This is a genomic window from Streptomonospora halophila (assembly GCF_039542725.1).
Lineage (GTDB): Bacteria > Actinomycetota > Actinomycetes > Streptosporangiales > Streptosporangiaceae > Streptomonospora > Streptomonospora halophila.
Window position 1 is genome coordinate 1 of sequence record NZ_BAABIK010000016.1, and the last position, 19214, is coordinate 19214.

Here is a 19214-nt window from a genome sequence, read left to right on the forward strand (position 1 = left end):
CGCGCCGGGCGGGCCGCGCGCGGCGGCCGGGACCGCGCCGCCCGCGAGCGGAGGCCCGCGGGGGACGGCGCACGCCGTGGCGCGTCGTAAGAGCGGTCCGCCGCAGCCGCGCCTAAGGTGTGGGGCGGCGGCGGGGCGCCGCGCCGACCGCTCGGACCCGGCTGGAGGGGACCGCTCGCGCAGCACGGGAGATCGGCGGGCTCCGCCCGCAGCGAGTGCGCGCAGGCCGACGTGCGGGAGGCCGGAATGGACGACAGCGGACGCGGTGAGGGCGGCCCCGGCCGGACGGACCCCGCGGGCGGCCCACCGCCGCGCGGCGGCAGCGGCGCACGGCCCGGCGCCGCAAAGGCCGCGGGCCTGCGCGGTCGCCTGGGCTCGGCTGCACGCGAGGGCCCGCCGGGCCCCTCACGTCCGGGGTTCTGGCGCAGCCCGCTGCGGGGCCCGTGGCTGACCTCCGTGCTCGGCCTCGTGCTCCTGGCTGGGGTCGCGGTGGTGTTCACGACCGGTCTCCTCTCCTACGCCGCCTACAATCCCGACCTGGCGCCGGTCAACGACACGACCCCCGACAAGGGCCTGCTCGGCTTCTACCTGTTCGACTGGCCGACGGACCCGCACTGGCTCTACCGGCTGACGCAGGGCCTGCACGTGACCCTCGGCGTCGTGCTGGTGCCGGTGCTGCTGGCCAAGCTGTGGTCGGTGATCCCGAAACTGTTCACCTGGCCGCCGGTGCGCTCCGCGGCGCACGCGCTGGAGCGGCTGTCCCTGCTGCTGCTCGTCGGCGGAGCGGTGTTCCAGTTCGCCACGGGCCTGCTCAACGTCCAGCTCACCTACCTCTTCCCCGGCTCGTTCTACCGCCTGCACTTCTACGGCGCCTGGGTCTTCATCGCCGCGCTGGCCGTGCACGTCGCCCTGCGGCTGCGCGTGGTGGTCCGTGCGCTGCGCACGCGCGGGCGCGACACGGGCCCGCTCCCGCCCGCCGCCCGCCCCTCCCCCGCGGTGCGGGGCGGCACCGGGCTGGAGGCGGTGCGCCCGGCTCCGGCAACCGTGTCGCGGCGGGGAGCGCTGGGGATCGTCGGGCTGGGGTCGCTGACCCTGTTCGCGGTGACCGCGGGGCAGAGCATCGGCGGTCCGCTGCGCGAGACCGCGCTGCTGGCGCCGCGCGGGCGCACGCCGGGCACCGGCACCGGTCCCAACGGATTCCAAGTCAACAAGACCACCGCGGGCGCGGGCGTCTCACCCTCCGACATCGGCCCCGACTGGAGGCTGACCGTGCGCGGCGGCGGACGCGAGCGCGTGCTGGACCGCGCGGACCTGCTGGAGCTGGCCCAGCGCAGCGCGGAGCTGCCCATCGCCTGCGTGGAGGGGTGGTCGACCACCGACCAGGAGTGGAGCGGGGTGCGGCTGTCCGACCTCGCGGCGCTGGTCGGCGCGAGGTCGGGGGACGGCGGCCCGCCGGGGGTGATGGTGGAGTCGGTGCAGCGGGAGGGCGCCTTCCGCTCCGCCGCGCTGCGCGCCAACCAGGTGCGCGATCCCCGCTCCCTGCTGGCCCTGCGGGTCAACGGCGCCGACCTCTCGCCCGACCACGGGTTCCCGGCGCGCGTGATCGTCCCGGCCAACCCGGGGGTGCACAACACCAAGTGGGTGGGCCGGCTGACCTTCGGCGGGCTGACGTGACGGGCGGCCGCCTGCGGAGCCGGTACGGCGGATCGGGGCTGCACCTGGTGCTGACGGTGTGCTCGCTGACGCTCGCCGCCTACGCCGGCCTTCGCCTGCTCGCCGAGGACCCCGTCGCGGTGGCGGTGTGGTTCGCCGGCGCCGCGATCGCCCACGACCTGGTCCTGCTGCCGGCGTACTCGGCGCTGGACCGCGCCGCCCAGGCGGCGGCGGGCGTCCGCGGCCGCGGCGGCGACGGGCGCGGGCCGCGGCCGTGGCTGAACCACGTGCGGGTGCCCGCCCTGCTCTCCGGGCTGCTGCTGTTGGTCTGGCTGCCGCTGATCCTGGGCCTGCCGGGAGGCTATGAGCAGGTCACCGGCATGCCCGGCGACGTCTTCGCGGACCGTTGGCTGCTCGCCACGGCCGTCCTCTTCGGCGCCTCGGCGCTGCTGTTGGGGGCGCGGGTGCTGGCGGCCCGGGCCGGGCGGCGGGGCGGTCCCGCCCGCTGAGCCGCGCCGCGCCGCCGCCGGCCGGGCGGTCCTCATAGGGCCGCCCCGGCGCGCCGGAGGGCGGCGAAGCACCGGCTCCCCCGGTGCCACGTCTCGGCCACCTCCCACCCGGTGCTGCCGACCGCCGCCGCCGCCAGGGCGCGCAGCCCCACGCGCGCCCACAGGAACGGGGCGCTGCACCGACCGCGGCCGTCGCACACGTGCACCGCCATCCGCTCGTCGACGTCCTCGCCCGCGGCCTCCACCAGCAGCAGGCCGCGCGGGGCCACCACCTCGACCAGGCGCGCGAGCAGCCGCTCGGGCGCGCCTCCGATGCCGATGTTGCCGTCCAGCAGCACCGCCGTGTCCCAGCCGCCCTCACCCGGCAGCCGGTCGAAGACGCTGCGGCACAGGGCCCGGCCGCCGGCGGCGCGGGTGCGGCGCACGGCGTCGGGGTGGACGTCCACGCCCAGGGCCCGGTGCCCGCGCCCGGCGAGGTCGGCCACGATCCGCCCCGGCCCGCAGCCGACGTCGAGCACCGTGCCCAGGCAGCGCCGCAGGACCGAGTGGTCGGCCGCGTCGGGCAGGGCGCACCAGCGCTCGATCTCCAGGGGCAGCACGCGTCCGTCCGCGCAGCGCAGGTACAGCGGGCCGCGGCCGCTCCCCAGCGCCCGTGAGTAGGGGTCGCCGGTGCGGGCCGCTGCGGCGGTGTGCGCGGCGCCCGCGCCCGCCATCAGGCACCTCCCGCACAGCTGCGCTGCCAGACCGCCGCGAACCGGCCGCCGGGGGCGGCCCGGGCGACGCGGGCGGCGGCCTCGGGGGTGTCGGCGTCGACCAGCGGAGGCAGGTCGCGCACCCGCAGGCCGGCCCGCACCAGCCGGTCGCGCTGGATCGCGCCGGTGCGCTCGGTGGACATCGGCACGCCCCGCAGCAGGCGCGGGTCGGGGCGGGCCATGCCCAGCGCCCAGAACCCGCCGTCCTCGGCGGGGCCGAACCACGCGTCGGCGTCCTGCCAGGCGTCGCCGGCCAGCGCCGGCGCCAGCAGGGACGGGGTGGCCTGCGGGGTGTCCATGCCGATCAGCAGCGTGGGACCCGTGCAGGCGGCGAAGGCGGCGGCGAGCCGCTCGTCCAGGCCGCCGCTGGCCTGGGCGACGACCTCGAACCCGCGCTCGGGCAGCCACGGCCCCGGTTCGCCGCTGAGCACGAGCACTCTGCGGCGGGCGGGCGCGGCCAGGACCGTGTCGAGGGTGTCGGCGAGGGCCGCGGCTGCGAGCTCGGCGGCCGCCTCCGCGCCGAGGGCGGGTGCCAACCGCGTCTTGGCCCGCCCCGGCAGCGGTTCCTTGGCGATGACCAGCAGCGCCGTCGGTCCGGTGGGCGCGCGGCGCTCGGCCGCGCGCGGGGCGGGCGCGCGCCGTGCGGACTCCGGGGACCGGGTGCCGGCCTGCGCGGCGGCGGTGTCGCGCCGGCCGCCGTCCGGGCCGGTCATCGGGTCTCCTCCGACGGTGTGCGCAGGACCGCGCGCATGTCGCGGACCGCCGTCCAGGTGCCCCGCCAGGTGCCGGTGACCTTGGAGCGCCCGCTGCGCGGGGCGTAGGGCACGTCGACCTCGCTGATGCGCCATCCCGCGTCGGCGGCGCGCACCACCATCTGCAGCGGGTAGCCCGAGCGGCGATCGGTCAGGGCGAGGCCGAGCAGGGCCGCGCGCCGTGCGGCGCGCAGCGGTCCGATGTCGCCCAGGCGCAGCCCGGTGCGGCGGCGCAGCATCCGCGCAACAGCGGCGTTGCCCACGCGCGCGTGCGGTGGCCAGGCGCCGCGGGCGGTGGGGCGGCGCCGGCCCACGACCAGGTCGGCCGCGCCGCTGCGCACCGACGCGACCATGGGCACCAGCAGCGCGGGGTCCAGGGAGCCGTCGCAGTCGCAGAAGCAGACGAACTCCTCTTCGGCCGCGCGCAGGCCCGTATGGCAGGCCGCACCGAAGCCGCGCCGGGGCTCGGCGACGACCCGCGCGCCCAGCCGCGCCGCGATCTCGGCGGAACCGTCGGTGGAGCCGTTGTCGACGACGATCGCGCGCCACCCGGGGGGTATGCGGTCCAGCACCCACGGCAGGGCCTCGGCCTCGTCCAGGCACGGCAGCACCACGTCGGCCGGCGGCGACCCGCCGCCGGCCGGTCCCCCCGACAATCCCCGCTCCGGACCTCCGCGCGGCTCGCCTTCGCCCATGGCACCTCCTGCGCCGGCCTGGCGGAGGCTCTCCCCACCGCCGTATCACTCACGAAGAGTCAACGATCCTGCACTCTTCGTTCCCTGTCATTCGTCACCACGCCCGGGACACCGCGCAGGAGCCCCGGGGCGTAACGGTTCTTCGGAGCCGCCGACCACGGAGCGACCCGGCGCGGCCGAAAAAAATCTCCGGCGCGGGCCGCGCGGCCCCGGCGGCGGGCGGGCGGGGCGAGGGTGCGCAGGCGGCGCGGTCCGGGGTCAGCGGGCGGGGGCGCCGCGCAGGGGCGCCGCCGCGAACTCCGCCATCCCCTCGTCGAACTCCACCTGCGGGCGCCAGCCCAGTTCGTCCATGAGCCGGCGGGAGGAGGCGGTGATATGGCGGACGTCGCCGAGGCGGTACTCGCCGGTGACGCGGGGGGACGGCCCGCCGTGCGCGCGGGCCAGCGCCTCGGCCATCTCGCCGACGGTGTGCGGGGTGCCGCTGCCGGCGTTGTAGGCCCTGAGGGTGCCGGACTCGCGGTCGGCGACGGCGTCGAGTGCGGCGGCGTTGGCGCCCGCGATGTCGCGCACGTGGACGAAGTCGCGCCGCTGGCGCCCGTCCTCGAAGACGGCGGGCGCCTCGCCGCGCGCCAGCGCCGAGCGGAAGAAGGAGGCCACACCGGCGTAGGGGGTGTCGCGGGGCATGCCGGGCCCGTAGACGTTGTGGTAGCGCAGCGAGACGGCGCGCCCTCCGGTCGAGCGGGCCCACGCGGCGGCGAGGTGCTCCTGGGCGAGCTTGGTGGCGGCGTAGACGCTGCGCGGGTCGGCGGGCGCGTCCTCGCCGACCGTGCCGGGCTCCAGCGCGGCACCGCACCGCGGGCACGGCGGTTCAAACCGCCCCGCGTCCAGGTCGGCGGGGCGGCGCGGCCCGGGGCTGACGTCGCCGTGCTCGGGGCAGGTGTAGCGGCCCTCACCGTAGACCACCATCGACCCGGCCAGCACCAGGCGTCCGGTGCCGGCGCGCGCCATCGCCGCCAGCAGCACCGCCGTGCCCAGGTCGTTCACGCCGACGTAGTCGGGCGCGTCGCCGAAGTCCGGCGACAGCCCCACCATGGCCGCCTGGTGGCACACCGCGTCGACGCCGCGCAGTGCCGCCTCCACCCCCGCGGCGTCGCGGACGTCGCACCGGTGGGCTTCGCCCGCCTGCTCCGGCGGCGGCCGCGTGTCCAGCACGACCGGCTCGTGCCCGGCCCGCGCGAGCGCGGCGACGACGTGTGATCCGATGAACCCGGCTCCGCCGGTGACGAGTATGCGCATCCCGGCAAGCTATCCGCCCCCGCCCCCACGCGGTAACACGACCACTCCCCCACCACCCCTCCGCCGATGCCCGGGCATGCTGGGTGCTGCGGGCGCGGGAAGCCGCGGGATCAAGAACACGGAAACCGGTGAACGCCGATCGGTGTGAACAGCCATAGCGCGGGAGCCGCCCAGCGCCGGGGCTCCCGTCTGGTGGTCAGCGCGGTGACCTTGGCAGAGGTCGTCCGCGGCGACGCGCGTGGTGCGACCGTGCACCGTGTTCTCTCGCGGATCGCGGTCCTTGCGGTGACCCGAGAGATCGCGCGCGCCGCCGGTGAGCTGCTCGGCCGCACCGGGCTGTCCGGCCACCGCTGCGCCATCGACGCCGTAGTCGCGGTGACCGCGCTCCAACAGGCGCGCCCGGTCGTACTGCTGACGAGTGACCGGGAAGATTTGGAGCGGCTCGTCGAAGAACCTGAGCGCTCCAAGGAACAGGGGGTCGCCGTGGTGCGAGTGTGAAGGACCGCGGTCGCCGAACGGCCGCGCGGCACTGCGCAGACGCCGGCTTGCCGGGCCTTCTTCGATGCCCGGAAGGCATGTTGGGTGCTGCGGGTGCGGGGATAGTCGCCGGGGTGGGCGGCGGTCGACCGGCGGCGGCGCCCGCGGACCACAGGAGGCGACCATGGCGGTGAGCATCCGCGACCTCGCGATCACGGCCGACGAGTTCGGCGCCGACGAGCGCATCCCGCACGACCACGCGGCGACCGGCGGCAACACGGCGCCGACCCTGCGGATCTCGGGGGTGCCGGACGGCGCCGCGGAGCTCGCCGTCGTCTGCCACGACCCCGACGCGCCGCTGCCGCGCGGCTTCACGCACTGGACGGTCTACGGCATCGGCCCCTCCACCGCCCGCCTTGACTCCCCGGGCGCGGGCGGGCCGGATCTGCGCGAGGGCCCCAACTCCGCGGGCGGGCACTCCTACTACGGCCCGAACCCGCCCGCCGGGCACGGGACGCACCACTACTACTTCTGGGTCTACGCCCTCGACACCCGGGTCAGCGGCGCGCCCTCCCGCGAGGAGTTCCTGGCCGACTACGCCGGCAGCATCATCGAGCAGAACCGCGTCGTCGGGACCTACTCGGCCTGAGCCGCCGGTGCGCCGAGCTCGGTGGAGACGCGGGCGGCGACCTCGGCGACCTGAGGGCCCAGCTCGCGCACCCGGGCCGGAGGAAGGCGGCTGACCAGGGCGGATACGCTGATCGCCGCGATCGGGTCGCGGTTGTGGTCGAATACCGGCGCCGCCACGCAGCGCACCTCGGGCTCGTTCTCGCGGTCGTCGATGGCGTAGCCGCGACCGCGGACCCTGCGCAGCTCCTCGTGGAAGAGCGCGGGGTCGGTGATGGTGTGCTCGGTGACCGGGTCGAGGCCGCCGACGAGGATGTCGGCGACCAGGTCGGCCGGGGAGTACGCGAGGATCGCCTTGCCCACCGCCGTGCAGTAGGCGGGCATCCGGGCGCCGATGCGCGAGGCCATCCGCACCGTCGTGGCGTTCTCCACCTTGTCGGCGTAGACGACGTCGTGCCCGTCCGGCAGCACCAGATGGCAGGTGTGGCCGGTGCGGCGCATCAGCCCGCGCAGGTGGTCGGAGGCGACCGAGCGCAGGTCGAGCTGGTCCAGGTAGGCCTGCCACAGCGCGAGGGCGCCCGGCCCCAGCCGGAAGCGCCCGGTCGCGCTGTCGCGGTGCAGCAGACCCGCCTCCTGCAGCGGGGTCGCCAGGCGCAGCACCGAGCTCTTGTTGATGCCCACGGCTTCGGCGAGCTGGGTGAGGGTGGCGCCGCCGCCGGCGGCGGGGAGCGTGCGGACGAACTCCACGATCGCCAGCGCGCGGCGCAGGGAGACCGAGGCGTTGCGCCTCGGCGCGGGCTCGGCGTTCACCCCTTCACCGCACCTCCCAGTCCCGAGGCCAGGCGGCGCTGCACGAACAGGAAGAACACCAGGACGGGCAGGGTCATCAGGACCGAGCCTGCCATGATGGCGCCCCAGTCGTTCTCGTCGGGGCGGAAGAACGACAGCAGCGCTACGGGCAGCGTCTGGTTCTCCTGCGCGGAGATGATGAAGGTGGTCGCAAACAGGAAGTCGTTCCAGGTCATGATGAACGCGAAGATGCTGGTGGCCACCACCCCCGGCGCGGTCAGCGGAAACAGCACCCGGCGCACGAACGAGAAGCTGCCGGCCCCGTCCAGCCAGGCCGCCTCCTCCAGCTCGCGGGGCACCGCCGCGACGAAGCCGCGCAGCATCCAGACGGCCAGCGGGATGGCGAAGGCGGTGTGCACGAGCACGAGCGACCCCAGGTGGTTGAGGCCCAGCTGCGGGACGGACTGCCCGATGCCGCGCATGAGGAAGAACAGCGGGATGGTCAGCGCCTCGACCGGTACCATCTGCGCGACGAGCACCATGACCAGCAGCGTAGCGCGCGAGCGGAACCTGTAGCGGGTCAGGGCGACGGCGGCGAGGAAGGCGCACAGCGTCGAGAGCACCACCACCGCGGCGGCCACGCCGAGGCTGTTGAGCAGGTAGCGGCCGAAGTCCTCCACGAGCAGGACGCGGCGGAAGGACTCCAGGGTGGGGGTCAGGGTGAACGGGGCCGGGTCGCCCGCCTCCAGGTCGGCGCGGGGTTTGAGCGCCGACAGCACCATCCAGTACAGCGGGAACGCCACCACCAGGGCGACCGCCAGTCCCGCGGCGTCGGTCCGCAGTCGGCGGAGCATCACAGCACCTCCCCTTGGCGGCGCAGGGCGCGCAGGTAGACGAGGGAGATCACCAGCAGCAGGGCGGTGGTGACCACGCCGATCGCCGACCCCAGGCCGTACTGGCCCGAGGCGAAGGCCTGCTGGTAGGCGTACACGTTCAGCACCAGGTTCTGCCCGGCGATCCCGCCTCCTCCGGTCATGATGTAGATCTGCGTGAAGATCTTGAAGTCCCAAATGATCGACTGGATGGTCACGACCGCCATCGCCGGGCGCAGCATCGGAAGCATGACGCTGAGCGCGACGCGGCCGGTCGAGGCGCCGTCGAGCCGCGCCGCCTCGATCACCTCGCCGGGGATCGCGCGGATCCCGGCGTAAAGGGTGACCATGACGAAGGGGAAGGAGCACCACACCACCTGGCTGAGCACCAGGCCGAAGGCCGACCATTTGGTGTAGGTCCAGGAGTGCCCCTCGAAGCCGGTCAGCCCGAGCCCGACCAGGGCCTGGTTGACCGGCCCCAGCGAGGGGTCGAACAGGAACAGCCACACGGCGCTCCCGGTGACCGCGGGGGTGGCCCAGGCGCCCAGTGCGACGAGGAAGAGCAGGGTGCGCACCCAGGCCGACAGCCGGGTGGCCAGCACGGCCAGGCAGCCGCCGACGGCGATGGTCCCCGTCACGCAGGCGCCGGCGAACACGACCGTGTTGCCGAGCACCTCCCAGAACTGCGGGTCGCCCAGCAGGGTGCGGTAGTTCTCCCAGCCGCTGAAGCGCAGCGGCTCGGCCCCGGTGACCTGCGGCTGGCGGTAGTCGTAGAAGGAGACCAGCACGAGCTGGTACAGCGGGTAGACCAGCAGGGCCCCCAGCACGGCCAGTGCGGGGGCCAGGTAGACCCAGGGCTCCATGCGGCCGCTCCGGCGCAGCCGGGCGAATGCTCGCCCGACCGCGCGGAGCGGCGGTGCGGGGGTGGACATTGCGCTCCGGTCACTCCCCGCCGAAGGACTCGTCGAGCGAGGCGGCGGCGTCGCCGGCGGCCTTGTCGACGGACGCGTCGCCGGAGGCGACCCGCTGCACCATGGTGGGCAGCACCCCTTCGGCGTCGATGCTCGCCCAGGCGCCGGTGACTGGGACGAAGCGGGTGCCCGACTCCAGCGTCTCCACGAAGGGCGCGATGTCCGCGTCGGACGCGGCGACGTCGCTCTGCACTCCGCCGAGCGTGGGCAGGTTGCCCATCGCCTCGTACATCCGCTGCTGGTACTTCTTTCCGGCGAGGAGCTGCACGAACTCCACCGACAGCGTGCGGTGGTCGGTGCCGGAGAGCACTCCGAGGTTGTTGCCGCCGGCGAAGGCGGGCGCGACGGAGCCGGGCTCGGTGCCCGGCAGCGGGATGACGGCGGTGTCGTCGGCGACGTCGGCGGCCTCGACCGCGTTGAGGTTGAAGTTGCCGCCGATGGTCATGGCGGCCTTGCCGGCGATGAAGTTCTGCACGCTCTCGTTGCCGGTCATCTGGGCGCAGGTCTGCGGCGGGCAGACGTCCTTCGACAGCACCTGGGAGTACAGCTCCAGCCCGGCCTTGGCCTCGGCGGAGTCGACGGCGGCGGTGTAGGAGCCGCCCTCCTTCACGGCGATGTCGCCGCCGTGTGCCCAGATGAAGGGCAGGAAGCCGTAGGTGTAGGCGCCGCCGCTGGAGAGGCCGAGCATGTCGGGCTTCTCCTTGCGCACCGTGCGCCCGGCCTCGACGACCTCCTCCAGGGTGCGCGGGGTGTCGATGCCCAGGTCCTCGAACACGTCGGTGCGGTAGAACAGGGCGCGCACGCCGAGGAACCACGGCACGCCGTAGGTGCCGCCGTCCACCCGGGCGGTGGCGGCGACGTCGTCGGACATCTGCTCGCCGGGCTTCCAGCCGGCGAGCTCCTCGGAGATGTCGGCGAACCCGCCGGCCTCGACGTAGCCGGCCAGGTCGGTGTTGCCGTACTCGGCGACGTCGGGGGCCGAGGAGGGGTCGTTGAAGGCGCCCTGGAAGCGTTCGGCGCGGGAGTCGACGGGGATGTACTGGATCTCGACCTGCACGCCCTCGTGGGCGGCCTCGAACTCCGCCACGGCGTCGTCGACGACCTTCTCCTTGGGCTCCTGGTCGACTTCGGAGAACAGCCAGACCCGCAGGGTCCCCTCCATGCTGTCCTCGCCGGTTCCGGCGTTGTCGGTCTGGGCGGGGGCGCACGCGGCCAGCAGTACGGCGAGCCCCAGCAGGGCTCCGGCGCGGATGGGGCGGCGGTATCGCATGGCAACTCCTTCGCCTGGGGGCGGGCGGCGGACGGGGGCAGGGGATGGCCCGTCGCGGTCTATACCGGACTGGACCGTTGATCACCAGAACCTAGGCAGGCCACCGGGGCGGGCTGAAGAGAGGCGGACCAAGGTTGTGCAGAGCACAACGGGTGGGCGCCTATGCGCCACGCTCCCGGCCCGCCCAGGTCGCGCCGGTGCCCGTCCGCCGGACGGACGGATGCCGTGTCCTGCATCGGCCGACTCCGGCCCTGCGGCGGCCCGGCTGGCCGCGGCCGCGGCCGCGGAGGCATACTCGCCGCAGCCGCCCGGCGGGCCGACCGGGACGGGTTCGTCCGCAAGCACCACCGCTAGCCGGGCGTGGACGCCGAAGGCGAGGTGACCGGCGGCGTCGCCCACGTCGACCCGGCGTTCTCGCCGTACGCGCCGCCCGCGGCCGACGGGTTCGACGCGGTCGACGCGGTCGACGCGGTCGGCGCGGTCGGCGCCCGCATGCTCGCCCGGGCCGAGGACCGCACCGACGCCCGCGAGCGCCGGCCAATCGGCACCCCCTACGAGGACCTGCTGCCGCCCGCTCTGCGGGTGACGGACGGCGCGGTCTTGCTCCCGCGGGTGCCGCGCGTCCGGCGGCGCTGCCCTCCGCCGGACGCCGGAGGCCGGCGCCGCCGCCTTCCCCCGCGGCGCGGCGGCCTGCCTCTCAGCGGACGGCTCCCCGCAGGACGTCGCCGCCCCACGCCGCCAGCCGCCGCTCGACGTCCCCGTCCCCGTCACCGTCCCCGCCGAGCACGTGCGTGCTGAAGGCGTCGCGCTCGTGTGCCAGCACGGCCTGCTCCCACACGCAGGGGGCGAGTCCCTGCCGCCCGGGCCGCAGCCCGTCCGGTGCGCCGGGCGGGCCCGCGAACACAGCCAGGTCGGACATGTAGCCTTCGATCCAGGTGTGGACGAGGACGTAGTCGCCGTCGCCGCCCGCGTGCACGAGCAGCACGGCGAGCCCCAGGGAGCCGCGGGCGCGGCCCGACGCCAGATGGCCCGCCGCCAGCTCCAGCGCGGCGCGCTCCTCGCGCTCGGAGACAGCGCGCCCGGGCGCTTCGATCGCATACGCCTTCACCAGGTGCCCGGAGGCTTCCCGCATGTCCAGTGGACGCACAATGCGGGCGCGGTGCTCGGCCGCGAGCGCGCGGAGTTCGTTCGAGGCCACGGATTCCGGGAGCCTCTCGGGCAGCGCCCGGACGGGATCGGTCATAGGGCCATTATGGGCAGGTGCGCCGGCGCGCCGCGGCCGGAGCGCGCGCCCGCCGGATCTGCGCTGCCCCTCCGCCCCGGCGAGCCGCGGCCGCCCGGCGGATGCCCGGTGGGGCAACGTCCCACCTCTTCGGCTAGGTTCGGGCCGTGGGGCGCCTCGACCGCGGGCGCGACGAGTGAATGGAGCACCGTCATTCTGATCCTCTCCAACACCGAGGCCGGCAGCGCCGACGCCGACCGGCTGCGCGAGGTCGCCGCGGAGCTGGGGACCGAGGCGGACGTGGCGTTCTGCTCCGGCTCCGGCGATCTGGACAAGGCGCTGGACACCTGCGAGGGACACGACACGCTCGTGGTCGCCGGCGGGGACGGCAGCCTGCACGCGCTCGCCAACGTGCTGCACCGGCGCGGAGAGCTCGGCGAGCGCGCTGTGGGTCTGCTGCCGATGGGCACCGGCAACGACTTCGCCCGCACGCTGGGCATGCCGCTGGAGCCGTTCGCCGCGGCGGCGGCCCTGCGCGCCGCCACCGAGCGGCCCCTCGACCTGATCGTCGACAACGCCGGCGAGGTCACCGTGAACGCGGTGCACCTGGGCGTCGGCGCCGAGAGCACGCGCGCCGCGTCGCGGTGGAAGCGGCTGCTGGGACCGGCGAGCTTCCCGGTGGGCGGGGTGATCGCCGGCCTGGCGGCGCGCGGCTACCGGCTGCGGGTCGTGGCCGACGGCGAGGTCCTGATCGACACCGACCACAAGGCGCTGATGGTCGGCCTGTCCAACGGCCGCTACATCGGAGGCGGCACGGGAAGGCTGGCGCCCGACGCGCTACTGGACGACGGCCTGCTCCACCTGGTGGTCTCGCGGTCGCGCGGCTTCACCAAGCGCGCCGTGCACGCCGTGCGCCTGCACCGCGGCACCCATCCGCTGGAGGTGGACGTGCACCACCGCCGCGTCCACCAGGTCACCGTCACGGGCGAGCGGTGCGCGGCCAGCGCCGACGGCGAGCTCAAGGAGAACGTCACCGGCCGCACCTGGCGCGTCCTGCCCGCCGCCTGGCGATTCCTGGTCCCGCCCGAGGAGGACGGCCCGGCGTAGCCGGAACGCGCCGCCGCCTTCGCGCAGGCCGGGCCCGGGGACCGGACCGGCCGGGCACCGCGCCGCGGGCTCTGCCGCCGGCGCCCGCAGCCGCGCCGCGGTCCCGGGATTCACGGGGTCAACCGCGCGCGTGCGATGCGACCGTCGTCGCGTGGTCGGCCCCGGCGTCAGTCCGGTTGATCTCGGCCCACACCTCGTCGAGGGAGAGGCCGAGGACGTCGGCGATCGCCGCGATGGTCGGGAACGCGGGCGTGGCTACGCGACCGGACTCGATCTTGCGAAGGGTCTCCGGTGAGACACGGGCATCGAGCGCGGTATCGAGCATCGGGCGCGCTCCCCTGGCCCGACGCAGGAGGGCGCCGAGGCGCTGTCCGCGCTCGACCTCGGCGGCGGTGAGCGGCAACCTGACCATGGCTCCGATTCTAGTACCGGGATAATATGGCCGGGATAGTTATTGGATGCAGGAGAAGGACGCCGCGTGATCGAGATCCTGACCCCCGCCGAGCTGGCCCGAGCCGAGGACACCGGCGCCGTGGTCGCCGACATCCTGCAGGCGCTGAAGAGGCGCAGCACGGTCGGCACGAACCTGCTGGACATCGACCGGTGGGCCCAGACCATGATCGTCGACGCCGGAGCGCTGTCCTGCTACGTCGACTACGAGCCGTCCTTCGGGCTCGGCCCGTTCGGCCACTACATCTGCACCGGCGTCAACGACGCCGTACTCCACGGACGGCCCTACGACTACACGCTCGCCGACGGCGACCTGCTGACACTCGACCTCGCCGTCTCCAAGGGCGGAGTCGCCGCGGACGCCGCCATCAGCTTCATCGTGGGCGACGCGAAGCCGCCGGAGAGCGTCGCGATGATCAGCGCGACCGAGCGCGCGCTGGCCGCGGGGATCGCCGCCGCCGGACCCGGGGCCCGCATCGGCGACGTCTCCCATGCCATCGGCACGGTCCTCAGCGAGGCGGGGTACGGGATCAACACCGAGTTCGGAGGCCATGGCATCGGATCGACGATGCACCAGGACCCGCACGTCCCGAACACCGGGCGGCCCGGCCGCGGACACCGGCTGCGCCCCGGGCTCCTGCTGGCGCTGGAGCCGTGGGTCATGGCGGACACCGCCGAGCTCGTCACCGATGCCGACGGGTGGACGCTGCGGAGCGCGACCGGCTGCCGGACGGCGCACAGCGAGCACACGATCGCCGTCACCGGCGGCGGAGCCGAGATCCTCACCTCGCCGGAGCGGGCGCGGCCGTGAGGCACTCCAGGCGCCGGGAGCCCGGACGCACGTCTACGCCGCGGAGCGGGTGCCGGCGAAGCGGCGGGGAAAGTCCGCGCCGACGACGCGGTCGTAGGCGTTCTCGACCTCCTCCAGCAGCGCGTCGGGGACGATCCCCTCCTCCCGGCCGCGCAGGGCGTCGGCCCTGGCCTCCTCCAGCACCTCCATGGCCGCCCGGTTCTCCCCCAGCGCCGAGAGCGCGTAGCCCAGCGGCACCTGGGCGCGCAGCCGCCCCGACAGGTTGCTCAGCCCGCGGTAGACCAGCACCGCCGCCCGCGCCTTCTCCTCGGCCTCGCGGTAGTGCCGGCGGCGGTACAGCGCGTCGGCGGCGTGGCGCAGGGCGCGCGCGTGCCACCACCGGTGGCCGAGCCGCTCGAACCCCGCGGCCGCCTCCTCCATGTCGTGCAGACCCGCCCGCACGTCGGTGCGCAACCGCAGTTCGCCCAGGATCAGCAGGGTGCGGTACCCGCCCCACTCGTCGCCGGCCTCCACCAGGAGCCTGCGCGCCTCCTCGACGCCGCCGACGCTCGCCTCGGCGGTCCACTCGCCGCGGTCGGCGCGCAGCCGCCGCGCCCCGTCGCCGGACCAGTGCGGCAGGGCGGCGTCGTCCCACCCGCCGGTGCACTCGCGCGCGTGGTCCTCTCCGAGGAGGGTGCGCACCCGCTCTCTGTGCCTGCGGCGCCACGCGTCCACGAGCCCGGCCACCCGCTCCTCGTCGCCGAACGTGCCCAGCGTCCCCCGGTAGACGAAGTCCCGCAGGCGCCGCTCGCGCTCCTTCTCCTGCTCGGGTGAGAGCACGAGGTCGCACTCGTCGTACTGCCTCCACAGCTTCGCCACGTCCAGCCGCCCCATGGCACGCAGGCAGCGCGCCCGGTACCAGGAGCCGCCTCCGGAGTCCTCCAGTGCGGCGCGGACGCCCCGCAGGGTCAGCCACGCCTCCAGCTCGCGCCCCATGTGACCCAGCACCTCGCCGAGGAGCAGCCCGGCCTTGGCGGTCTGCTCGGCGTCGCCGAGGGCGGCGAAGTCGGCCCTGGCCCCGGCGAGGAGCGCGTGCGCGCGCTCGTAGTCGCCGCGGAAGCGCTCCAGCTCGCCGAGGTTGCAGCGGGTGCGCGCGAGCCACCAGCGGTCGCCCCTGCGCTCGAAGACCGCCTCGGCGGCGCGCAGGTCGCGCTCGCCGTCGTCCCGGTGGCCCAGCCGGTAGCGGTTGACCCCGATCGCGCGCGCCGCGCGCGCCTCCCACCGCTCGTCGCCGCCGGCGAGCATCGCGCGCGCCTCGGCGGCCAGCTCGACGGCCCTGATGTGGTGGCCCTCGTTGCCGGCGAGCTCCGCGCGCTCCAGCAGGGCGGTCCCGTAGGCGTGCCGGTCGTTCATCCGCAGCGCCAGCTGCGTCGCGCGCTCCAGCGCGGCGCGCCAGTCGGCCCAGTAGACCCGCCCGGCGCGGCAGTGGGCGGCCAGGGCCCGCTGCAGCCGCCACTCGACGGCCAGCGGCGCGCCGCTGTGCTCCAGCTGCAGGCAGAGCTGGATCTGCTGGCGCTCCTCGGCGAACCACTCGGCCGGGGTCCGGTCCTCGCGCAGCCGGGGCACCGAATCGGGCTCGGGGACCGCGGGGCGCGCGCTTTCGGTGAAACCCCACTCCGGCGGCGAGCGGTCGATCGCGGTGTCCTCGGCGAACCGCGCATAGGCGGCGAGCAGCCGGTCGACGGCGCGGACCGTGCGCCGGTGGCTCCACCGGACGCGCTCGGGCCAGGCCACCCCCAACTCGCGCGCGGCGCTGCTGCGCAGGATCGAGGTGAGCTCCTTGACGGGGCGGTAGCGCAGCGAGGGGCCGCCCTCCCGGTGCGCGCGGCGCAGCAGGTGGCGGTTGCACAGGGCCTCCAGCAGCGCGGTGGCATCGGGCTCGGGCTTGCCCGTCAAGGCGGCGGCCGCCCACGGCGCGATGGAGGTCAGCCCGGTCTGCGCCAGGCGGAACAGCAGCAGCCGCTCGTCCTCGGGCCGCTCCCGCAGCAGCAGGCGAAACGCCGCGGCGACGCCGTGGTCGCTGAACAGCTGCTCCCCGTCGTCGCGGCGCAGCTCCTCCAGCGGCTGCCGCGTGCTGACCCCGTTGCGCAGCGCGCCCCGGCACAGCGCGAGGGAGAGCGGGCGGCCCCCGCACTCGCGGGCGATCGCGGCCAGGTCGCCCGGCGCGCTGGGGACCGGCTCCGGGGCGTCGGCGCCGGCGGGCCGCCTCAGCAGCTCCTCACTCGCCTCGGGCCCCAGCGGGCCGAGCGGATGGCGGTGCACGTACATCGGCGCGTCGCGCAGGGTGTCGGTGCTGGTGATCAGCACCGCGCAGCCGTCGCCGCCCGGAAGCAGCGGCTTCACCTGCTCGAAGTCGCGGGCGTCGTCGAGGATCAGCAGCAGCCGGAGCCTTTCGGTGCGGGTCTTGAAGAGCTGGCTCAGCGACTCGAGGCCGATGTCGTCGCGCTGCGGCGCGGCGCCGATGGCGCGCAGCAGCCCGGTCAGCACCTTCTGGGGCCGGCGCGGCGCGCGCGTGGCGCCCACGGGCGCGCCGAACAGCTCGCGCCGCAGGATGCCGTGGGGGAACGCGTCCTGGACCTCGTAGGCGATCTGGGTCGCCAGTTCGGACTTGCCGATCCCCGGCTCACCGGTGACGGCCACCACCAGCGGCCCCGCCGCCTCGCGGCGGCCGGAGCCCCGCCGCGCCCGGCGCCCGCGTCCCGCGCCTCGCCCGGTCAGCGGGGCGAGCTCGGCCAGGATCCGGCGGGCGTCCTCCTCGCGTCCGACGAACAGGGGGCTGCGGGAGTCCACGTCCATCGCCCGGGGGGCACGGGCGGCCGACGCGTGGGGCGGTTCCTCCTGCTTCGACAGCCGGCGGACGAGCTCGCCGGCGGCGCCCAGCGCGCCCGCGGCGGAACCGGCGCCGATGATGGCGACGGTGGGAGCCTGGGGGAACACGTCGCCGAGGACGGCCAGGGCGCCGGCGCAGCCGCCGATGGCGATCAGCAGGAGGACCAGCCACCAACGCGTGCGGTGGCGGGCGGCGGGGTCCGCCCGCGTTCTGTCCGACATCGGGGGCTTCGTGCTCCTTGTTCACTTTTTGTCGGAGGCGGCGGCGCATTCCCGGGGCAGAGGGCGCCTCGTCGGCGGGGAACCCAAGTCTTGGTTCCCCGGCGACACGTGTCCAGCCGCGGGCGCCACCGCGGATCGGAGTTCACCGACACTTCACTCCGGGCGGCGGCGCGGAACCGGCACCGCCGCCCCTCGGCAGCGCGGCCGGCGGGCCGCCGCCCCCGGCGACGACCTCCCGCCCGCACTCCCGCCTCCGCGCCCGCCGCGGCCCGTCCGAGCGGCGCCGCGCCGGGCGGGCGCGCCCGGAGGCCGTGGCGCAAGGTCCGCCGTCCGCGCGGATCCGCGACGGATTGGCCTACGATGATCGGAATTCTTCCCCCTAGGCCCGAAGAGGACTCCGATCATGACCGAGGGCAGCGAAGGCCGGCCGGACGCCCAGTGGCCGCCCCCGAGCATGGACTTCAGCAAGCCGACCATCGCGCGCGCCTACGACGCACTGCTCGGGGGCAAGGACAACTACGCCGCCGACCGGGCGCTGGCCGAGTTCGCCACCGAGAACATCCCGGGGCTCAAGGAGTCGGCCCGGGAGAACCGCAGGGTGCTGGTGCGCGGGGTGCGCCACCTGGCGGCCGAGGTGGGCGTCGACCAGTTCCTCGACCTCGGCAGCGGCCTGCCCACCGTGCAGAACACCCACGAGGTGGCCCAGGCGCACAATCCGGCGGCGCGGGTCGTCTACGTCGACATCGACCCGCTGGTCACGGTGCACGGGCAGGCGATCCTCGCCGAGAACGACCGGACGCGGGTCTTCACCGGCGACGTGCGCGACCCCGCGGAGGTGCTGAGCCGCCCCGAGGCGCGTGCACTCCTGGACTTCGACCGCCCGATCGCGCTGATGCTGGTGGGGATGCTGCACTACCTCTCCCCCGAGGTCGCCGACGAGGTGGTCAGCGCCTATCGCGACGCGCTCGCGCCGGGGAGCTACCTGTTCGTGACGTCGCTGGTGGACACCGGGCTGCCGGCGCAGCAGGAGCTGGCCCGCATCACCCGGGAGAACCTGGAGGAGGGCTGGGCGCGGACGCCCGAGGACATCGAGTACCACTTCGGCGATTTCGAACTCATCGAACCGGGCCTCACCTACACCGCCCTCTGGCGCCCCGACAACCTCGTCGACGCCAACAACCTCGCCCCCGGAGAGCAGCTGGGGATGGCCGGAATCGCGCTCAAGAAGAAGTGAATCGATAGGGAGGCGGGCCGCCGGCCCGCCTCCGAAGACTTCGTGTCATCGCGCCCGTTCGCTCGGTAGGCGCCCGTGCATTCGGCCTCAGCGGTGAGCGGCCTCGTATTCGGCGACGATCTCGGCGGGAATGCGCCCGCGGTCGTTTACCGACTTGCCGGCCTGCTTGGCCCAGGACCGGATCTCCGCGGCGCGGCGACCGCCGCCTGCGGCTTTCTTGCGCCCCGGCCCGCGGCGGCCGGCCTGCGCGTGCTTGCGCGCCCCCTGCAAATACGGTGCCAGAACCTCGCGAAGCTTTTTCGCGTTGCCGGAACTGAGATCGATCCGGTAGCTCTTCCCGTCGATGCCGAACTCGACCGACTCGTCGGCGGTACCGCCGTCCATGTCATCGACGAGCAGAACCTCAACCTTCCGAGACATGCCGTTACCTCGATCTTCTCAATCAGCGCTGTCGGATTCGCGTCGCCTGTGGCCGCTAGTCGTCTGTAGCCACTATAGGAAATAACGGCGGAAAATCCAAACAGGGGGAGAACTTTACCTTTGTTTCCCCCTCGCTTTTCGGGTATTCCCCGACGGCGGCGCGCGGCGCCGGGCGCCGCACCGCGAGAGGGGCCGAGACACCCTCCGGGTGCGGACT

At 75.0% G+C, this 19214-nt stretch carries 19 protein-coding genes; 7 read left to right on the forward strand and 12 right to left on the reverse strand.

The features are described 5' to 3' along the window. Positions 1-246: 246 nt before the first annotated feature. Together ABEA15_RS14650 and ABEA15_RS14655 are read left to right on the forward strand one after the other, a co-directional pair. On the forward strand, positions 247-1674 hold the full coding sequence (locus ABEA15_RS14650) for a molybdopterin-dependent oxidoreductase (RefSeq protein WP_345557065.1): 1428 nt from the start codon (positions 247-249) through the stop codon (positions 1672-1674). Further along, positions 1671-2162, forward strand: a complete 492-nt coding sequence (locus tag ABEA15_RS14655) for a hypothetical protein (RefSeq protein WP_345557066.1) — start codon at positions 1671-1673, stop codon at positions 2160-2162. Before ABEA15_RS14650 ends, ABEA15_RS14655 begins: the two co-directional genes overlap by 4 nt. Positions 2163-2194: 32 nt before the next feature. Here ABEA15_RS14655 and ABEA15_RS14660 read toward each other — a convergent pair whose 3' ends face one another. From ABEA15_RS14660 to ABEA15_RS14675, 4 genes are all read right to left on the reverse strand, one after another. Next, a complete protein-coding gene (locus ABEA15_RS14660; RefSeq protein ID WP_345557067.1) occupies positions 2195-2875 on the reverse strand; it encodes a class I SAM-dependent methyltransferase in 681 nt (226 codons plus the stop codon). Next, positions 2875-3627, reverse strand: coding sequence for a TIGR04282 family arsenosugar biosynthesis glycosyltransferase (locus ABEA15_RS14665; protein ID WP_345557068.1), 753 nt, complete (start codon positions 3625-3627; stop codon positions 2875-2877). Before ABEA15_RS14665 ends, ABEA15_RS14660 begins: the two co-directional genes overlap by 1 nt. After that, the gene (locus ABEA15_RS14670) at positions 3624-4361 is read right to left on the reverse strand and encodes a glycosyltransferase family 2 protein (protein WP_345557069.1); all 738 of its coding nucleotides are present in this window, start codon (positions 4359-4361) and stop codon (positions 3624-3626) included. Before ABEA15_RS14670 ends, ABEA15_RS14665 begins: the two co-directional genes overlap by 4 nt. A gap of 258 nt (positions 4362-4619) precedes the next feature. After that, positions 4620-5657, reverse strand: coding sequence for an NAD-dependent epimerase/dehydratase family protein (locus tag ABEA15_RS14675; protein WP_344145651.1), 1038 nt, complete (start codon positions 5655-5657; stop codon positions 4620-4622). Between the two features lie 144 nt (positions 5658-5801). On the opposite strand from ABEA15_RS14675, the gene ABEA15_RS14680 reads away from it, so the two are divergent. Then, a complete protein-coding gene (locus ABEA15_RS14680; RefSeq protein ID WP_345557070.1) occupies positions 5802-6155 on the forward strand; it encodes a type II toxin-antitoxin system VapC family toxin in 354 nt (117 codons plus the stop codon). A 163-nt stretch (positions 6156-6318) separates the two neighbouring features. After that, entirely contained in the window at positions 6319-6783 is a 465-nt protein-coding gene (locus tag ABEA15_RS14685; RefSeq protein ID WP_345557071.1) for a YbhB/YbcL family Raf kinase inhibitor-like protein, read from the forward strand. On the opposite strand, the gene ABEA15_RS14690 is transcribed toward ABEA15_RS14685, so the two are convergent. The 5 genes from ABEA15_RS14690 to ABEA15_RS14710 all read right to left on the reverse strand — a co-directional run bounded on the left by ABEA15_RS14690 (position 6771) and on the right by ABEA15_RS14710 (position 11906). Next, a complete protein-coding gene (locus tag ABEA15_RS14690; protein WP_345557072.1) occupies positions 6771-7571 on the reverse strand; it encodes an IclR family transcriptional regulator in 801 nt (266 codons plus the stop codon). The two genes, ABEA15_RS14685 and ABEA15_RS14690, sit on opposite strands and share 13 nt — an antisense overlap. Next, on the reverse strand, positions 7568-8404 hold the full coding sequence (locus tag ABEA15_RS14695) for a carbohydrate ABC transporter permease (protein ID WP_344145662.1): 837 nt from the start codon (positions 8402-8404) through the stop codon (positions 7568-7570). The genes ABEA15_RS14690 and ABEA15_RS14695 overlap by 4 nt, the downstream gene beginning before the upstream one ends. After that, complete coding sequence (locus ABEA15_RS14700) at positions 8404-9285, reverse strand: carbohydrate ABC transporter permease (protein ID WP_345557073.1); 882 nt, start codon at positions 9283-9285, stop codon at positions 8404-8406. The genes ABEA15_RS14695 and ABEA15_RS14700 overlap by 1 nt, the downstream gene beginning before the upstream one ends. Before the next feature lie 79 nt (positions 9286-9364). Further along, a complete protein-coding gene (locus tag ABEA15_RS14705) occupies positions 9365-10663 on the reverse strand; it encodes an extracellular solute-binding protein (protein ID WP_345557074.1) in 1299 nt (432 codons plus the stop codon). 697 nt (positions 10664-11360) lie between these two features. Beyond that, entirely contained in the window at positions 11361-11906 is a 546-nt protein-coding gene (locus tag ABEA15_RS14710; RefSeq protein WP_345557075.1) for a hypothetical protein, read from the reverse strand. Between the two features lie 108 nt (positions 11907-12014). On the opposite strand from ABEA15_RS14710, the gene ABEA15_RS14715 reads away from it, so the two are divergent. Continuing rightward, a complete protein-coding gene (locus tag ABEA15_RS14715) occupies positions 12015-12992 on the forward strand; it encodes a diacylglycerol/lipid kinase family protein (protein ID WP_344145677.1) in 978 nt (325 codons plus the stop codon). 118 nt (positions 12993-13110) lie between these two features. Here ABEA15_RS14715 and ABEA15_RS14720 read toward each other — a convergent pair whose 3' ends face one another. Next, complete coding sequence (locus ABEA15_RS14720; RefSeq protein ID WP_344145680.1) at positions 13111-13404, reverse strand: helix-turn-helix domain-containing protein; 294 nt, start codon at positions 13402-13404, stop codon at positions 13111-13113. A gap of 66 nt (positions 13405-13470) precedes the next feature. Between ABEA15_RS14720 and map the strand changes: the two genes are divergently transcribed. Further along, on the forward strand, positions 13471-14253 hold the full coding sequence (gene map, locus ABEA15_RS14725) for a type I methionyl aminopeptidase (RefSeq protein WP_344145683.1): 783 nt from the start codon (positions 13471-13473) through the stop codon (positions 14251-14253). Positions 14254-14286: 33 nt separating this feature from the next. Here map and ABEA15_RS14730 read toward each other — a convergent pair whose 3' ends face one another. Next, positions 14287-17343: an NB-ARC domain-containing protein gene (locus tag ABEA15_RS14730; protein ID WP_345557076.1), complete on the reverse strand. Its 3057-nt coding sequence runs from the start codon at positions 17341-17343 to the stop codon at positions 14287-14289. Between the two features lie 403 nt (positions 17344-17746). On the opposite strand from ABEA15_RS14730, the gene ABEA15_RS14735 reads away from it, so the two are divergent. After that, positions 17747-18577, forward strand: a complete 831-nt coding sequence (locus tag ABEA15_RS14735; RefSeq protein WP_344145689.1) for an SAM-dependent methyltransferase — start codon at positions 17747-17749, stop codon at positions 18575-18577. An 87-nt stretch (positions 18578-18664) separates the two neighbouring features. Here ABEA15_RS14735 and ABEA15_RS14740 read toward each other — a convergent pair whose 3' ends face one another. Next, positions 18665-18997: a histone-like nucleoid-structuring protein Lsr2 gene (locus tag ABEA15_RS14740; RefSeq protein ID WP_344145692.1), complete on the reverse strand. Its 333-nt coding sequence runs from the start codon at positions 18995-18997 to the stop codon at positions 18665-18667. Positions 18998-19214: the final 217 nt, after the last annotated feature.

Coding starts and splice junctions, on each gene's coding strand:
- ABEA15_RS14685 (WP_345557071.1), top strand. CDS start 6,319: ATGGCGGTGAGCATCCGCGACCTCGCGATCACGGCCGACGAGTTCGGC.
- ABEA15_RS14740 (WP_344145692.1), bottom strand. CDS start 18,997: ATGTCTCGGAAGGTTGAGGTTCTGCTCGTCGATGACATGGACGGCGGT.
- ABEA15_RS14705 (WP_345557074.1), bottom strand. CDS start 10,663: ATGCGATACCGCCGCCCCATCCGCGCCGGAGCCCTGCTGGGGCTCGCC.
- ABEA15_RS14720 (WP_344145680.1), bottom strand. CDS start 13,404: ATGGTCAGGTTGCCGCTCACCGCCGCCGAGGTCGAGCGCGGACAGCGC.
- ABEA15_RS14730 (WP_345557076.1), bottom strand. CDS start 17,343: ATGTCGGACAGAACGCGGGCGGACCCCGCCGCCCGCCACCGCACGCGT.
- ABEA15_RS14650 (WP_345557065.1), top strand. CDS start 247: ATGGACGACAGCGGACGCGGTGAGGGCGGCCCCGGCCGGACGGACCCC.
- ABEA15_RS14710 (WP_345557075.1), bottom strand. CDS start 11,906: ATGACCGATCCCGTCCGGGCGCTGCCCGAGAGGCTCCCGGAATCCGTG.
- ABEA15_RS14665 (WP_345557068.1), bottom strand. CDS start 3,627: ATGACCGGCCCGGACGGCGGCCGGCGCGACACCGCCGCCGCGCAGGCC.
- ABEA15_RS14735 (WP_344145689.1), top strand. CDS start 17,747: ATGACCGAGGGCAGCGAAGGCCGGCCGGACGCCCAGTGGCCGCCCCCG.
- ABEA15_RS14695 (WP_344145662.1), bottom strand. CDS start 8,404: ATGCTCCGCCGACTGCGGACCGACGCCGCGGGACTGGCGGTCGCCCTG.
- ABEA15_RS14660 (WP_345557067.1), bottom strand. CDS start 2,875: ATGGCGGGCGCGGGCGCCGCGCACACCGCCGCAGCGGCCCGCACCGGC.
- ABEA15_RS14670 (WP_345557069.1), bottom strand. CDS start 4,361: ATGGGCGAAGGCGAGCCGCGCGGAGGTCCGGAGCGGGGATTGTCGGGG.
- ABEA15_RS14700 (WP_345557073.1), bottom strand. CDS start 9,285: ATGGAGCCCTGGGTCTACCTGGCCCCCGCACTGGCCGTGCTGGGGGCC.
- ABEA15_RS14675 (WP_344145651.1), bottom strand. CDS start 5,657: ATGCGCATACTCGTCACCGGCGGAGCCGGGTTCATCGGATCACACGTC.